Source organism: Paenibacillus sp. JNUCC32 (assembly GCF_014863545.1).
GTDB lineage: Bacteria > Bacillota > Bacilli > Paenibacillales > Paenibacillaceae > Paenibacillus_AQ > Paenibacillus_AQ lautus_A.
This window is the reverse complement of record NZ_CP062260.1, coordinates 6,244,264-6,259,991: the sequence shown is the minus strand read 5'-3', so window position 1 is coordinate 6,259,991 and position 15,728 is coordinate 6,244,264. Positions and strand designations below refer to the sequence as shown.

14 protein-coding genes are annotated in these 15,728 nt (G+C 55.0%); 5 read left to right on the top strand and 9 right to left on the bottom strand.

The window, feature by feature from the left end; translation table 11 throughout:
- Window positions 1-65 precede the first annotated feature (65 nt).
- A complete protein-coding gene (locus JNUCC32_RS27630; RefSeq protein WP_090909949.1) occupies window positions 66-860 on the top strand; it encodes a flagellar motor protein in 795 nt (264 codons plus the stop codon).
- The gene (locus JNUCC32_RS27625) at window positions 844-1,659 is read left to right on the top strand and encodes an OmpA/MotB family protein (protein ID WP_192570439.1); all 816 of its coding nucleotides are present in this window, start codon (window positions 844-846) and stop codon (window positions 1,657-1,659) included. Before JNUCC32_RS27630 ends, JNUCC32_RS27625 begins: the two co-directional genes overlap by 17 nt.
- 256 nt (window positions 1,660-1,915) lie before the next feature.
- On the opposite strand, the gene JNUCC32_RS27620 is transcribed toward JNUCC32_RS27625, so the two are convergent.
- Genes JNUCC32_RS27620 through JNUCC32_RS27610 form a run of 3 tightly spaced genes read right to left on the bottom strand, consistent with a single transcriptional unit; the run spans window position 1,916 to window position 5,248 of the window.
- Complete coding sequence (locus tag JNUCC32_RS27620; RefSeq protein ID WP_192570438.1) at window positions 1,916-3,079, bottom strand: ABC transporter permease; 1,164 nt, start codon at window positions 3,077-3,079, stop codon at window positions 1,916-1,918.
- Window positions 3,072-4,253: an ABC transporter permease gene (locus JNUCC32_RS27615; RefSeq protein ID WP_192570437.1), complete on the bottom strand. Its 1,182-nt coding sequence runs from the start codon at window positions 4,251-4,253 to the stop codon at window positions 3,072-3,074. The genes JNUCC32_RS27620 and JNUCC32_RS27615 overlap by 8 nt, the downstream gene beginning before the upstream one ends.
- 47 nt (window positions 4,254-4,300) lie before the next feature.
- Complete coding sequence (locus JNUCC32_RS27610; RefSeq protein WP_192570436.1) at window positions 4,301-5,248, bottom strand: ABC transporter ATP-binding protein; 948 nt, start codon at window positions 5,246-5,248, stop codon at window positions 4,301-4,303.
- 182 nt (window positions 5,249-5,430) lie between these two features.
- Here JNUCC32_RS27610 and JNUCC32_RS27605 point away from each other — a divergent pair, with 182 nt between their 5' ends.
- Entirely contained in the window at window positions 5,431-6,591 is a 1,161-nt protein-coding gene (locus JNUCC32_RS27605; RefSeq protein ID WP_228468837.1) for a sensor histidine kinase, read from the top strand.
- 48 nt (window positions 6,592-6,639) lie between these two features.
- On the top strand, window positions 6,640-7,290 hold the full coding sequence (locus JNUCC32_RS27600) for a response regulator (protein ID WP_192570434.1): 651 nt from the start codon (window positions 6,640-6,642) through the stop codon (window positions 7,288-7,290).
- Window positions 7,291-7,369: 79 nt separating this feature from the next.
- Here JNUCC32_RS27600 and JNUCC32_RS27595 read toward each other — a convergent pair whose 3' ends face one another.
- From JNUCC32_RS27595 to ftsE, 5 genes are all read right to left on the bottom strand, one after another.
- Complete coding sequence (locus tag JNUCC32_RS27595; protein WP_192570433.1) at window positions 7,370-8,692, bottom strand: PDZ domain-containing protein; 1,323 nt, start codon at window positions 8,690-8,692, stop codon at window positions 7,370-7,372.
- A 92-nt stretch (window positions 8,693-8,784) separates the two neighbouring features.
- Window positions 8,785-10,257 (bottom strand): S41 family peptidase, encoded by a 1,473-nt coding sequence (locus JNUCC32_RS27590; RefSeq protein WP_015737691.1) that lies wholly within the window; start codon window positions 10,255-10,257, stop codon window positions 8,785-8,787.
- 130 nt (window positions 10,258-10,387) lie between these two features.
- Window positions 10,388-11,656 carry a murein hydrolase activator EnvC family protein gene (locus JNUCC32_RS27585; protein ID WP_192570432.1) on the bottom strand — a complete coding sequence of 423 codons (1,269 nt, stop codon included), beginning with the start codon at window positions 11,654-11,656 and terminating at the stop codon, window positions 10,388-10,390.
- Window positions 11,657-11,683: 27 nt separating this feature from the next.
- Window positions 11,684-12,592, bottom strand: a complete 909-nt coding sequence (gene ftsX, locus JNUCC32_RS27580) for a permease-like cell division protein FtsX (protein WP_015737693.1) — start codon at window positions 12,590-12,592, stop codon at window positions 11,684-11,686.
- Window positions 12,582-13,268, bottom strand: a complete 687-nt coding sequence (gene ftsE, locus JNUCC32_RS27575; RefSeq protein WP_015737694.1) for a cell division ATP-binding protein FtsE — start codon at window positions 13,266-13,268, stop codon at window positions 12,582-12,584. The genes ftsX and ftsE overlap by 11 nt, the downstream gene beginning before the upstream one ends.
- Window positions 13,269-13,474: 206 nt before the next feature.
- On the opposite strand from ftsE, the gene JNUCC32_RS27570 reads away from it, so the two are divergent.
- The gene (locus JNUCC32_RS27570; protein ID WP_192570431.1) at window positions 13,475-14,911 is read left to right on the top strand and encodes a VanW family protein; all 1,437 of its coding nucleotides are present in this window, start codon (window positions 13,475-13,477) and stop codon (window positions 14,909-14,911) included.
- Window positions 14,912-14,984: 73 nt separating this feature from the next.
- Here JNUCC32_RS27570 and JNUCC32_RS27565 read toward each other — a convergent pair whose 3' ends face one another.
- The gene (locus JNUCC32_RS27565) at window positions 14,985-15,725 is read right to left on the bottom strand and encodes a hypothetical protein (protein WP_192570430.1); all 741 of its coding nucleotides are present in this window, start codon (window positions 15,723-15,725) and stop codon (window positions 14,985-14,987) included.
- Window positions 15,726-15,728: the final 3 nt, after the last annotated feature.

The following is a 15,728-nucleotide window of genomic DNA, read 5'->3' as shown; positions in this document are numbered from 1 at the left end:
TGTCGAACTTGTAGCATACGAACCGATGATCTTAATTAACTTCCTTAAGGAGATGATACAGCGTTATGGATATTACGATTATTCTTGGCATTCTCGCCGGTCTGGCCGCGTTGATCGGAGGGTTTTTATGGGAAGGCGGGCATCTGAGCGGCCTGCTGCAAGGCGCGGCTGCGCTTATCGTATTCGGCGGGACCATCGCCGCCGTCATCGTCAGTTTCCCGGCCACCCGGCTCCGTACGATCCCCGCTGCGCTCAAGCTGGCCTTCGGCCGCAGCAACCGTTCGACGGACGAGCTGATTGATGCCATCGTCGATATGTCGGTAACGGCCAGAAGAGACGGGGTGCTGGCGCTCGAGCGCATCTCGGCCGAACACGAGGATCCGTTCCTGCGGGAAGGCATGCAGATGGTCGTGGACGGCAACGACCCGGAAATGGTGCGTCAAATCCTGGAGCTCGATATCAATGCCGCCGAGCAGAAGCACGAAGGCTATGCCAAAATTTTCGAGTCCGCCGGAGGCTATGCCCCTACCATGGGGATCATCGGTACCGTCATGGGATTGATCCACGTGCTGGGCAGCCTGCAGGACCCGACCGGTCTCGGCCCGTCCATCGCTGTCGCGTTTACCGCCACTTTATACGGCGTCGCAAGTGCCAATATTATCTTTTTGCCCATTGCGTCCAAGATTAAAGCACGTTCCGAAGAAGAAATTGTAAAAATGGAGCTGCTGCTCGAAGGAATCATGGCCGTTCAGAACGGAGAGCACCCGCTGTTGGTTCGCAAAAAGCTAGCCTCCTTCGCTTCCGCAGGCACCACGGACATTCCGTCCTCAAGGGGGATCGCGCATGAGACAGCCGAATAGACGGCGGCGTCAGCGCAAACAGGCCGAAGGCGAACAGCGTGACCGCTGGATGATCACTTATGCCGACCTGATTACGCTGCTTCTGATCTTTTTTGTTGTGATGTATGCCATGAGCCGGCTCGACACGGAAAAATACAAGCTCGTCACCCAATCCCTGCAGGCCACCTTCCAGAGCGGGGACAGCATTCTGGAGATGGGCTCGGGGATTACCGGAACTGCCGATACCGAGAACCATAAAAATCCTCCGCCGAAGCCTGCTGCCGACGAGGAAGGCGAGGACAAGGATAACGGGCAGGAACCGCTGACCGAGCGCGAGCTTGCTTTCCGTGCCCAGGAGGAAGAGCTGGCGAACTTTATGGGGCTCATTCAGCAATACGTGAAGGATAACCAGCTCGAAGAGGACATCTTCATCTCGGACGAGCCGCAGGGGATTGCCATTACGTTAAGCGACCGCTTCCTGTTCGATGTCGGCAAGGCCGAGCTTAAACCTGGCGCCGCTCCGGTTCTGGGCAAATTAGCCAGCCTGTTCGGCGATTTAAACACCACGGTGAGCATCGAGGGGCATACGGACAACGTGCCGATCGGCCGCTACTCCAGCTATAAGGACAACTGGGAGCTCTCCGGCGCCCGAGCGATGTCGGTGCTGCGATTCTTCCTGGAGCACAGCAAGCTGGACCCGGGAGGCTTCCAGTATGCAGGCTATGCCGATACGAGGCCGGCCGCGGACAACGCGACCGCCGAAGGCAAGCAGAAGAACCGCCGGGTTGAAATCACGGTGTTACGGCAGCTGAAGGAGTAGGCAATTGCCGCTATGACCGGCCCATGTACTTCCATGCTTTGCGTTGAAGGAAATCGTAACACATCCGCATAAACCGAATAAGCGCCCGGCAGACTGAATCGGCATGGATTCAGATCTGACCGGGCGCTTTTGCATATATAAACAATGGTTGGATCACTAATAACAAACCTGGGCCTCACGATACGGCACCAGGATATGCAACCTCCGGTCGAAGCTCCAAGAGCTTTATTACGGAGGAACTCCTGGAGCGAATAATTTAAGCGCCGTGCCCAACCCCGCTCTCGCTCGGCCGCAGGACAGCGGAACCGACGGCCAGCAGAATGACCGCCATCAGGCCCAGCACGGCAAGCGGCAGTGCGATGTCGGATAACGTGCCGCCCGTAGCAGCGGTCTCCACCGCCTCAATGGCCCATTTTTGCGGGATGAAATTGGCGATCTTCTGCATGAATTCCGGCATGATGGCAAGCGGCCAGAAGCACCCGCCCAGCATGCAGGTCGGCGTGACGATCATGGAATTGATCATGGCCGCATTTTGCCCGTTCCGGATCAGCCCCGCGACCGTGCTTGCCACGCCTAACGATACGAGCATGAAGGCCATCAGAATAAGGAAATGCAGCACGAACGGAACTCCGTAATCGTAACGAAGGACATACCGGCTGAGCACGAGCACGATGACCACCTGCAGCGAGCCGACCACCAGGCTGCCCAGAAAATTACCTAAAGCGATCTGATAGGCGCGTACCGGCGCCGTATACATGCGGGACAGCGTTCGCTGCCTGCGGTCATCAATCATCATCGACACCACGCTGGAGATAAGGGTCATCATGAACATCAGGGTAAATCCCGTTACGTTCGAGAGTCCCGGCTTCGCATATAGATTCAGATCCGTGACCTCGGTATCCACCCGATTCAGCGCGGATTGCTTGAGCACCTCTTGCAGCGCCAGCATACGATCCGCGTCCGGCTCCGAGGTTTCCCGGATCAAGGCGGCCGTACCGCTCAGGCGCGTAACCGCGGAGTCCGCCGTCATTCGGATCATTACCGAGGCCTCCGAGGTGGAGACTTCGTATATTTTAACCGCCGGCCGTTGGCCTTCTATTAATCCGTCGCTGAACCCCTGCGGAATATAAACGCCCACCGTGCTTTTATTCTCCACCAGGTCTTCCCTCAGCATATTCTCGGACCCGGACTCCTTGAGCACGTATTGGCCGCTTCGCTCCAGTTCATTCATCAAGTACCGCCCTGCAGGTCCCTCATCCTCGTTCACGTAAGTGACCAGAATGCTCGCGGCCGTGGTCTGCCCCATGAGAAACACCGTCAAGGTGACCACAACGCAAGGAACCAGCAGGTAAACGATCCAGCCTCTCTTTCGCCCGAGCGTCCGTCTCACCATATGCCAGGCAATGGTTAAGCTATGCATGGTATCCCACCTTCCTGTACGTAATCATGGCTGCAGCCGACAGGGCCGCGGTAATGGCCGCCAGCATGCCAACGCATGTGACAATCAAATGCACGTCGCTGTTCAGCATCATCCGCAGCATGCTCTGCATCGCCCAATGGTTGACGGTGAAGGCGCCGAGCTTCTGGAAGAACTCCACGGGCAGCGGCATAAACCCTCCGCTGACAAACGTCATGGCGATAATGATCGCCTGCATCAGCCCTCTGGCTCCAGCCGCCGTGGAGGAGACCAGGGTTATGAAAGTGGCGATGGTCATGGACGATAACGTGATTAATACGCAGACCACGATGAGCAGCAAGGGGTGCGGTCCCCATTTAACGCCGTACAGCCACATGGATCCAAGGACGATGGCGGCTGCCTGTGCCAGCGTGATCAGGCTGCATCCGATAATTTTTCCGGCAAACACGGTTCCGGGGTTAACGGGCGCGCTTTGCAAGCGATATAAGGTCCGGCTTTCCCGCTCGCCCAGCAGGCTGCTGCTGGCCATCAGACCGGAATACAACAGGAACATGATCAGCATGGAGGCAGCGTAATATTGGGCTGCGGAGTACGTTGCTCCTTTCTCGCTCAGCTGCCCGATCGTAACGTTGGGTCCGTCCGACGCATCGACAGGCGCTGCCGCTTGAGCCGCAAGAACTTGGTCTCCGCCCATAACGACTACCTCCGCCTGTTTGTGATTGGCATCTGCGATAAAGGTCTTGAAGACAGTGTCTGCCACGAGGTTTAGATCACGGTCTCTTCCAGGTAGCAGCTCAAGCTTCACATCCTCTCCCTGGCTCATTCGTTCATCAAAGGAAGCAGGAATCACCACCGCGTAATCGACCTCGCCCCGGCGCAGCTTTTCTTCGGCTTCTTCGCGGCTGGATACCACCTCAGGTTCCAGTAGGTCCTGAATCTCCGGCAAGCCGGTCAGCGTCTGCATGCTCCCCGGCATCTGTCCTCCAGCCTCGGCATCTAACACCAATCCCACTCGGACCGATGGCTGTTTAAATTCCTGATCATTGCCAAACCAGCCCGAAAGCGCGTTTCCCAATATGAAAATAAGGATCAGCGGCAGCAAAAATTGGTTGATCAGCACCGATCGGCTGGTGGCCATCCGCTTCAGCTCGAACCAAGCGATAATCATCGTATTCATCTTCGGTATTCCTCCTTCATGGATTCCTCTGCTCGTGTCCGTTATGATCAATCGCGAAGCGTTCGCCCGGTCAGGCTGAGAAACAGCGTTTCAAGCCCCGGCTCCTCGCACTGCAGGGAGCGAAGCGTCGTATGGTGTTTACTGCAAATGAATAAAATATCCTGCAGCTCATCCTGAGCTGACGGTACATAGACTTCGACCTCGTTATCATTCTGCGCCACGCGCCTAACGCGCGGGTGAATGGTCAGCTCCTCCACCAGATCCGGTGTGATCCCATCGGCAGTAAGAATGATTTTTTCCTCATGCGCCACGCGTGCCCGAAGCTCCTGCTGCGTCCCGCAGGCGATAACATGACCTTGATCCATGATGGCCACCCGGTCGCTGATCGCGGCAACTTCCTCCATGTAATGACTTGTATAAATAACGGTAGACCCCATGCGGTTCAACGTCTTCACCGATTCCAGGATATGATTCCGGGACTGCGGATCAATCCCCACCGTCGGCTCATCCATGATAATCAGCTTCGGACGATGCGTAATCGAGCATGCAATATTCAGTCTTCGTTTCATCCCCCCGGAGAAGGTGGACGGTCTTTCTTTTGCCCGATCCTGCAGCCCGACAAACGCCAGCGCCTCCTCCACCCGTTCCTTCAGCAGCTGGCCGCGCAGGCCGTACAATTTGGCGAAAAAAGCGACATTATCCCAAGCCGTCATCTCTTCGTACAGGGCCAGATCCTGGGGCACCAGCCCAATTCTCCGTTTCACTTCCAGCGGCTGCTCCTCGATGGAGATACCGTCTACTTTGATGATGCCCTGATCCTTCGCCAGAAGGCCGCAGATCATATTGATGGACGTGCTCTTGCCCGCTCCGTTCGGTCCCAATAATCCAAAAATCTCGCCTTCGTGCACTTCCAGGTTCATATGATCCACCGACAGCTTGCTACCATATCGTTTTACGACATCTTTCATCTCCAGAAAGACCGTCATAATCATCATCTCCATTTCCCTCATATCCATCTGTTGATTACATTCTATCTGGAATCGCCGGATTTTGAAGGTAGAGGAAGTCACCTTATAGGGTGACGAAAGTCATCTCCTTGCCGAAAACATCCATGTGCTATAATGTAGCCAATCGTTTGAACGGTTTGACTTCACAATGGAAAAGGGTTGGATCGCACGTGACATCTCCACTTGCCTATCTCAGGTACGGCCTCATTCTCCTGCCCGCCGCAGCGGACATCTTTTTGCAGCAGCTCGACGATTACGGGGAGTATATGGTGTACATCCTGCTTTTTCTGGCGATTGCGGTGCTGAGCCGTTTCCTGCCTTCGCCTGCTTACCGGAAAGCAGCCATACTGCTGGAAATCCCGTTGTCCCTATGGCTATGCCACCAATACGGCTTCATGATGGTATTCCTGTCCATATCCTCCCTATGTGTCTATCTGCCCTTGTTCGAGCGGCCTGGCAGGCTGTGGCTGGCATTCGGTCACCTTGCGCTGCTCAACATCGCGATTACCGATTACGATGCGCTGCTGCATACGACGGCCAATCTGCTGTTTCTTTTCTTGGCGGTCACATTCCACCGCATCCATGAAATGAACCAGAAGGAATTGGATCACATTCATTTATACGACGAGCTGAAAAGACTGCATTTCCAGCAGGACGAAGCAGGCAGGCAGCTGCTGCAGTTCGCCCATCAGGTGGAAAGCGCGGCGCAGGCCGAGGAGCGTAACCGCATCTCCCGCCAGCTGCATGACGATATCGGCCATCGGCTGATTCGCGTCAAAATGATGATGGAAGCCGCTCTTCATATCGTGCCGCAGGATGCCGCCCGGGGCATGGATATGCTCCATCAAATCCGCGACCAGCTGGGGGAGAGCATGGAGCAAATGCGGATCGCCGTGAAACAGATGAATCCGTCAAGGCGGATCACGGACGATTATTCCCTGGATCGGCTGCTGGAGGAGACCGGCAGGGAGACCGGAATCGAGACCGAGCTTGTACTGCAGGGAATTCCTTATCCGCTTTATCCGAGCCAACAGGTGGTATTATACAAAAATGCCCGCGAAGCCATCACCAACGCCATACGCCACGGCGAGGCCAAGCAGGTCCAAATTTTTCTCCAGTACGGAGACGAGGAAGTTCGAATGGAGGTCTCCAACGATGGCACGGTCCAAGAGGAGGCGAACCCGATCGCTGCGGCAGACCGTCATGGCATCGGGATAAGCGGCATGCTCGAACGAACCAAGGTGGTGGGCGGAACGCTGGAGGTCAGAAAATCCGTGCCTTTTACCGTCATCACCCGGCTGCCTGTCTACCGGAAGCGCGAGATTATGTGACTGGCACGACGGCAGGACCCTAATTTATAGAAAGGATCGTGGCTATCCATGATATCCGTATTGATTGCAGACGATGACCCGTTCATTCGGGAAAGCTTGAAACTGTTGGTGGGGATGGATCCGGATATCGAAGTATCGGCTGTCGCGGAACACGGGGAGGAGGCACTATCGTTATTGATGGACGGACTTCATGCCGACGTCGTGCTCATGGACATTCGGATGCCGGTATGCGACGGCGTGGAAGGAACCCGGCGCATTCGCGAGCGATACCCTGATGTACGGGTGCTGATGCTGACTACCTTCGATGACGATGATTACATCGTGGAGGCGCTGCGGAACGGGGCCAGCGGTTATCTGCTGAAGAACATTCCGCCCGATCGCATCATCCAGGGGATCAAAACGGTGCACGATGGTAACATGCTGATACATCCCGATATCGCTCGCAAGCTGACCGGCATGCTTCGTCCAACCCCGCAGCCGGTCCCGAGATCCGCTGAGCTGGAACAGTTCGGGCTCACCCCTGCCGAGAAAAAGGTCGTCGCCCTTATCGCGGAGGGCCTGTCCAATAAGGAAATTGCCGCGCAGCTTTACCTAAGCGAAGGCACCGTCAAAAACTACGTCACCGATATACTGGGCAAGCTGAATCTTCGGGACCGGACGCAAATTGCTATCTTTTATTTAAAAAAGGTGCAGGGCTAGTCCCGCCTATTCATTACATAACGGCATGAAGCTAAAAAACGGGCCCTTGTCCATATTGGACAAAGGCCCGTTTGCCGTATCACGATGAAGGGAATCCGGCTTCTTCGGAACCGCCGGACGTCTTGCTGCCGGAAGCCCCCCGTTTGCTGCGAATATGAAGTTTATTGGCCAGCAGCGTGATCAAGCTTACCGGCTTCAACCCCACTGCAATGCCATCCCTCGGGTCTGGCGCCACGATAGCTCCCAGCTGATGATGATCCCCGGCGTAGATCGCACGCTGGAGAAATTTGCTCTCCCCTTGATGGTTCTGAACCTCCAGCTTGCAGAAGGCCGGATTCTGGCGCAAGGCGCTGTGCAGCTGCTCCTTGCTGTGAATCAGCTTACCGTTCACCTTGAGGATCGTCTCCCCTGCCAAAATGCCGAGCTCGCTCGCCGGACTGTCCGGCAGCACGGCGAGAACGCGTAATCCGCGTACCGGATGTACAAACATCGGGCTGCGTTGCTGTTCTTCGTATCTGCTGTACCATACCAAGCCTTCATGCAGCAGCAGCGCCGCTAATGCGGCCGCGATGGTAAGCGGCGACCACCACTCGGCCAGCAGGCTCAACGCCAGCACAATCGCTCCATAGAATATGAGACGCTTCGACGTGATCCCTGCCTTCTCCTGCGGGAGCATGCTCTGCGTCATCTCTCCGAAGCCGATCACGACCGGAAGGGCCATCATGGTAAAGCCCGTACTCCAAGCATCGCCGCCAAAGAACGGTGTCCACGGCAGCACGCTGCCCCCGCCAACCGCCGGAACGAGCAGGAACAACGGCAGGGGCCAGAAGCTCTGCATATGATAGCCGCCGACAAGCTTGCCGCGCTTGCCCTCCAGAAACAGCGGGGTGGCAAATCCCGCCCCTTGTATCCTTACCAGCAAAGCTTCCGCAAAATGCAGGACGGCGGACAACGCCAGCAAGGCCGGAATGTCCAAACCAAGGATCGTTGCCGTTACCTGATGAACCCAGCCTTCCGGCTGCCAATTCGGAAACCAGCCCAACACAAACTGAATGATCCCGAGCAGACCGATGGAATAGGCAAAGCATAAGTACCGGATATGAAACAGCATCAGGATCAGCGAAGTCACCCATATGCATATAATGGCTTCCAGACTTAATGATATCCCCAAGAAGGCCACCACGATGGACACGCCGATGCCTGCCGCCAGTCCCCCTAGAAACGTACGCCAGGTCTGCAATCCCCAGGAATGCAGCTTCACATGGAACAGCTTGCGCTCCACCAACACCTGCCTTCGGTAAAACAGCATGACAAACAAAATCGAAATATAATAAAAGGGCTGCGTCAGCAGTTGTATGCCTGCATCTATCCCATACATCAGCAGTTGTTTCAATGTCTCCAACGGCTTGCCACGCTCCTTTCGGTTCCAAGATGCTTCGAAGTTTACGCTTTCTGATATCTCCAAAGAAAAAAGAAGGCTAACGTTCAGCCTTCTTACTTGTTCGACGCCTTAGCGGCGATTTCCTTCCGAACCTCGGCAATTCCGCGATTCATTTGATTATCCTCTTTCGGATCCTGAATCTTCTCGATCAATGCCGCTTCCAATGCCTCGGCTGTAGCGCTGTTAATGATGCCGTCCGCTTTCAGCTTGTGCTTGCTCTGGAAGCTCTTGACCGCCTTCTCCGTATTCCGGTCGAAGTAACCATCCGTGCGTCCTGCCGCGTAACCAACCGCTTCAAGCATAATCTGCGCGTTCTTCACATCCGTGCTGTTCGTGTCGTACGCATAAGTTTTCTTCTTATCGATCGGCGCAACGGTAAAGTATTCAGGCTGCGACACCTTAATATCCGGCTCGATTCCCTTCTCATGGATCCAGGTACCGTTTGGCGTCAGCCATTTGGCAATGGTTACCTTGAGCAGGCTTCCGTCGCCAAACTGCTTGTCAAAGCTCGTTTGCACGGTCCCTTTTCCGAAGGAGTGCTCGCCCATCAGGGTAGCTCCGGCGGACTGCTGCAATGCGCCTGCCAAAATCTCGGAAGCGCTGGCGCTGCCCTTGTTCATCAGCACCGTAATCGGGTACGATTTCGCCACGCCATTGGAAGGATGCTTCTCCCGCTTCTTATCCTTGTCTTCGACCTGAACGATCAGCTCGCCTTTAGGCACGAACTGCTCTGCGATGTCAATGACAACGGACAGCACGCCGCCGGGATTGTTCCGGACGTCGATCAGCAGTCCCTTCATGCCTTGGCTTTCCAGCTTCTTGAGCTCTTCCTTAAAGCGTTCGCCCGTATTCAGCGAGAATTGGGAAATCTCGATCACGCCGATTCCGCCCTTCTCCATCCGTGCCGACACGGTTTCCAGATCGACGTCATCCCGAACGATAACATACTCGATCGGCTGCTCGGATCCTGCCCGCTTGATCTGAAGGACGGCCTTGGAGCCCTTCGGACCGCGAATCTTGTTAACGGCCGCATTCAGCTCAAGGCCCTGCAAGGATTCGCCATTGACGGATAGGATGGTATCCTTGGCCCGAATGCCGGCTTTATCCGCAGGCGATCCCTTGATCGGGGATACAACGACGACGCTGCCGTCTACGGAGGACACTTCCGCGCCAATCCCCGTGAAGGAGCCCTCAATACTTTCTTCAAACTGGGCCGCCGTTTCTTTGCCCATATAGTTGGAATACGGATCTTCCAGCGCTTCCATCATCCCGTTGATCGCGCCGTCGATCAGCTTCGACCGATCGATATCCTTGTAATAATTGCTTTCGATGAGGTCAATCGCTGTCCCCAGTTTCTTCGCTTCAGACTGCTCCAGTCCATTCCTGTTCGCGATGCTGGCCAGCAATCCCTCGCCGCCGTCTCCGGTCTGACTTGGAGCAGGCAGCTGGGTCAAAGCCATCGTTAACAGTCCGCCGCACAGCATGGCAGCGATGACCAGAAAGACAGCCGTTCGTTTTTTCAGCAAGTACTTCACCGCCTTTGTACGTTTCAACTGCTACACACAGGGGAATCCCGTCCACCTAGTATATGATTGGCTTGCCGGGAATATTTATACAGCGGTATTGAAGGTTATATGGCTTGCGTCATCATTTCTGTTACAGATAAGGCGAAGGATTCACCGGCGATCCGTTGACCCGAACCTCAAAATGAAGATGCGGTCCCGTGCTCTGACCCGTGGAGCCTACTTCGGCAATCTTCTGCCCTCTGGACACCTTGTCGCCTTCGCTGACTTTAATGCCGCCGTTGCGGATATGCCCATACAAGGTCCATACGCCGCCCCCATGATCAACAATAACACAGTTTCCGTAACCGCTCCACCACTCGGCCAAGATGACGGTGCCGCTCTCGGCTGCCCGGATCTCGGTCCCTTGCGGAACCGCGAAGTCCTGACCCGTGTGCATCTTGCCAACCTCGCCCGTTACCGGATGGACGCGCGGTCCGTAACCGGAGGAGAGTCTGGCTCCGGAGACCGGTATCGCAAACGGTCCGCCGTTGCCGGTATACCCGCCGCCGCCTTTGCTGCCGCCAAGGGTTGTCGCCTTCGCTCTCTTCGCCGCAGCCGCTTTGGCAGCCGCCGCTTTACGGGCCGCTTCTTCGGCGGCAAGCTTATTCTTTTCCTTCTGCAGGTCCGAACGCTTGCTTGCCAGGGCAACCAGCATTTTATCCTGTTCTTCGGTCAAGATGTCCGCATCCTCGATATCCTGATCGTACTGGGCCAGCAGAACGCGCTTCTCCTGTTCCTTCTCGTTCAGGATGCTCTTGCGGTCCTCCATCTGGCCGTACAGGTCCTTGGCGGTTGCGTACTGCCCTTCTAGTTCTTTCTTCTTGTCGATAACCAGCAGCTTGTCCTGCTTATGCTGTACCAGCAAATCCTGGTCCTGATCGACGATGGTCTTCAAGGAATCGGCACGCTCAATAAAATCGCTGAAGCTGGTTGCGGAGAGCAGCACATCCAGATACGATACTTGCCCATCCATATAGATGAGGCGAATCCGGGATTCCAGCAGCTTCTCGCGGGAGGCGATGCGCTCCTCCGCCGCTTCAAGCTCCTTGGTCGTTGTTCTCAGCAAATCCTCCGTCTCCTCGATCTTGACGGAAATCTTCGTCAATTCATTGCTGACGATGCTGATTTGCTCCATTACGTATTTCAGGTTCTTCGTCGTTTTATTCTTATAATGCTGGGCTTCTTGTTTATCATCCGCAGCCTTGCTCTTCTGCGCCCGCGCTTTCTTGACCTGCTCCTGAAGCACCCTCAGCTCTTTGTCTACATCGGCTGAAGTCTTCTTCTCGGCTTGTCCGACGGTCGGTTGGATCATAACAGTGGCCAGTAATAAGGCTGCTACTCCTGCGGCGATTTTCTTCAAGTTTCGCTCCCCATCCTTTACCTTGTTTTATACTTTCAAAAATTTACGTATCGACATGGTGCTGCCCCAAATGCCAATGACGATGCCAAGGGCCACGATGATGGTCCCGAGCAGCAGCCACAGATCTCCCAATGGAATCAGGCTCTGCGCCAGCGTCAAATCCGTCTGCGACGCGGCGTACAGGCGATTGTAGCCTATAAACAGCAGCGTAACCGTAATGATCGAGCCCAAGAGGCCGATCATGGCTCCTTCCACGAAGAACGGCCAGCGGATGAAGTTGTTGGTCGCGCCGACAAGCTTCATGATGCCGATCTCGCGGCGACGGGCCAAAATCGTTACCCGAATGGTGTTCGAAATCAGAAACATGGACATCAAGCCGAGTCCCGCTACGAAAATAAAGCCGATATTCCGCACCGTTTTCGTAATCTTGAACAAGGTTTCTACCGTGCCCTCCCCGTACTTGACGCGCAGGATCGGCTCTTCCGCATACTTCTCGTTCAGCGCGGTAATCTTGTCGGCAACGAACCCGACCGTGGTCGGTTCGATAACAGAAACCTCGAATGCGTCCGGAAGCGGATTCTGGTCCGCTTCGCTGAAGCCTTCCACCCATTCGGAACCGAGGCTTTCCTCAAGCTCCTTCATGCCCTCTTCCTTGGACACGAATTTGATGGCGTTGACTTCCGGCATGGCCTCGATCTCGCCTTTGATGGTTTCGCGCAGCTTCTCGTCCACATTGAGATTCAAGTACGTATTGATTTGCACGTTGCTATCTGCTTTATCGGCTAATGCGTTCACATTCATGACTAACAGCATGAAAACGCCCAGTATAAATAATGACACCACGATGGACGTAATCGATGCGACCGACATCCACCCATTCCGGAAAACGCTCTTCGCCCCTTCCCGCAAGTGCCGCAAGAAGGTTCTAAAATTCATACCCGTACTCTCCTCTCTGCTGGTCGCGGACGATTTGTCCGTGCTCAATCGCAAGTACGCGCTTACGCATCGTGTTCACGATATCCCTGTTGTGGGTAGCCATTACGATGGTGGTTCCCCTGAAATTGATTTCGTCCAGCAGCTGCATGATGCCCCAGGAGGTTTCCGGGTCCAGGTTGCCCGTAGGCTCGTCCGCAATAATGACGGACGGGTTGTTCACGATCGCCCTGGCGATTGCGATCCGCTGCTGCTCTCCGCCGGAGAGCTGGGAAGGCTCGCGGTTCGCCTTGGCTTTCAGGCCCACCAGATCCAGCACCTCCATAACCCGTCTCTTGATGAGACGCTGCGGCGCTTCGATAACCTCCATGGCAAAAGCTACATTTTCGTAAGCAGTCAGCTTGGGCAGCAGACGATAGTCCTGAAAAATAACCCCGATATTTCGGCGAACATAGGGGATTTTGCGCTGCTTCAGCTTCCCGATATTAAATCCGTTAACGGAAATTTGGCCTTTGGTCGGCACTTCTTCTCTATAGATAAGTTTCATGAATGTCGATTTGCCGGCACCCGACGGTCCGACAACATAGACGAATTCATTGCGGTTAATGGTAACGGAAACTCCTTGAAGCGCATGGGCGCCGCTTGGATAAGTCTTCCATACGTCCTGCATTTCGATCACTTCATCACTTCCCAATCCATAATTAGCCATTATACTTTCGACAGTTTCCATCGAATTCCTTTAAAATCCAAGAAAAATCCTCACGACATCGTCTATTGTAACAAATTTGTTACCTTTTGAGTACCCGAAAGTTTGAGCCCACCGTGACATATACATGAACAAGTGCATGTACTGCGGCCAATACGAAGTTAAGAAGGTGGTTTCAAATGAAAAAAATTCATCTCGGTCTCATCTTTGTCATCAGTATCGCTCTTCTCCTCTCCGTCGGTTTCGGTCTATTGACGATGTACGCGAACCAAAAGGAGCTGCCGAAGGGAGTCGTTCTCTCCGGCTGGCAGGTAGGGGGGCAACCCGCCGACGAGGTATTGTCCGAGCTGGAACAGCGGCTCCACGCCATGACAAGCATCAAGGTGACGCTGGAGTCGGAGGCCCTCAAAGGGCGCACGGAAAGCTTCAGTCTCCAAGAAGCCGGCGTTCGGTTCAGCGCAGCCGATTTCAAAGAAGCCATTGCCAAGCTGTCCGAAGGATCGCTATGGGAACAGGTTCTTTACCGGCGGCAGTTTCAGCTGGAATGGCATATATCCACCGACTGGAATCGCGACGTATTGAAAGGGCGGTTAAACGAAGACTGGCAAAAAGAACGCTTTGGAGAGCCTGTCAACGCAGTGCGGAGCATTTCCGATGACGATGTGGTCCGGTATACCCCGGAGAAAACCGCGTACCGCATCGATTGGCCTGCGTTCTATGAAGGGTTCAGCGCAGCGCTTCCGAACGAGTCCCACTTCACGGAACCGTATCCGGAAGAAGCCATTGCGGTGCAGCTGCCTCTTATCCGTCAAAAGCCCCCCGTTACCGTAAAGTCGCTGCAGGACGAGGGCATTGAGCGAAAAATCGTTGAATTCTCTACCGGTCTTGGATCCAGCGGGCCCGGACGCGTACATAACGTAACCGCTGCCGCCAAAGCCGTGGACGGCATGATTCTGAAGCCCGGCGATGAGTTCAATTATGCTCATATCATTGATGTTGCTAAAAAGGAGTATGGATTTGAGGAAGCTCCCGTCATCGTGAACGGCAAGCTGGTGCCCGGTATCGGGGGCGGGATCTGCCAGGTATCCAGCACGGTGTATCATGCCGCCCTGCTGATCGGGCTGGAGATCACCGAAAGGCGGAATCATTCCCTTCCGGTCAGCTACTTGCCCAAGGGACAGGACGCCACCTTTGCCGAAGGGGCGATCAACTTTCGCTTCCGAAACAATACAGGCAAGCACCTGCTTATCCTGTCCGAGGTATCGCACGGCAATTTAACGCTGAAGATGTTCGGCACCTTCCCGGAAAATACGGAATACGAGCTGGTATCCACCACGATTGAAACCTTGCCTTCGCCGGAAAAGGTCATCCACAACAACTCGCTGCCGCCGGGATTGAAGCAGGTGGTTCAGAACGGGAAACCAGGTTATGTGGTAGAAACCTACCGAACCAAGAAAGTGAACGGGAAGGTCGTGGAGAACGTGAAAATATCCAAGGATACCTACCGTCCCCAGAACAGCATCGTTGCCATCAATCCGACGAACGAGGTCCCGCTGCCGGATGCGAACGAAACGCCCAAAGAGGAAGTCGTTGAGGACGGTATCAGCGCTCCGTAAATCGAAGCTGGCACGAAACAGCCCGCATTCGCGAATCGAATCGCGAATACGGGCTGTTTTCCTTGCCGTTATTTTAATGTCGTGCATCGATTTTATAATAGCTTCCGATTTCCGCCTGGGCATCTGCGCTGAACGTCTCGGTATATTCCACCCGGCCGATGGAGCAGCTCTTTCCGATATGGACTCTACTGCCCCTGACAATGGCCGCGCTCGTATTCTCCAGACGGATATCCTCGCCTTCAACCAGCTCGGCATTCAGATATCCGATCCGTGAGGAACGGAACCATTTGGCCAGCACCGTTGGAGCTACGAAGACCGTGCGGCTTCGGAGTTCGTTGACGCGCGAGGCTTGCGCAACGAGCCTCAGCGTCAATTCCCGAGCTATCACGGACCCGCTCACGCGTAGTATGCCGCGGACCGTCATCTCTTCGGCTTCCAGGTTGCCGCCAACATCCAGGGTACCGTTCACGACGCCTTTGACCGCAAACAGATCGGCTCCCGTGCTCAAGCCGCCATTGATTCCGATGCGGCTGATCCTAACGCTTCCGCCGGCATCCAAGCTTCCATTCACCCGGACGTGCTCCATCTGGACATGATGGGACACCTTCACATGGCCGTTCACTCTAGCCTGCCTTCCGAGCAGGCTTCCGTTTATGACCGCGCTGCCGTTGCAGCTTAGCAGATGGCAATCCGTGTCGCCATGAATGACGCCTTCACCGTTTATCCGAAGCTTGCCGACCATACCGCCGCCAACGACACCGTCACCCGTTATGGAAACACCGGGTCTATCTACGGCTGTTCCATTATGCACCATATC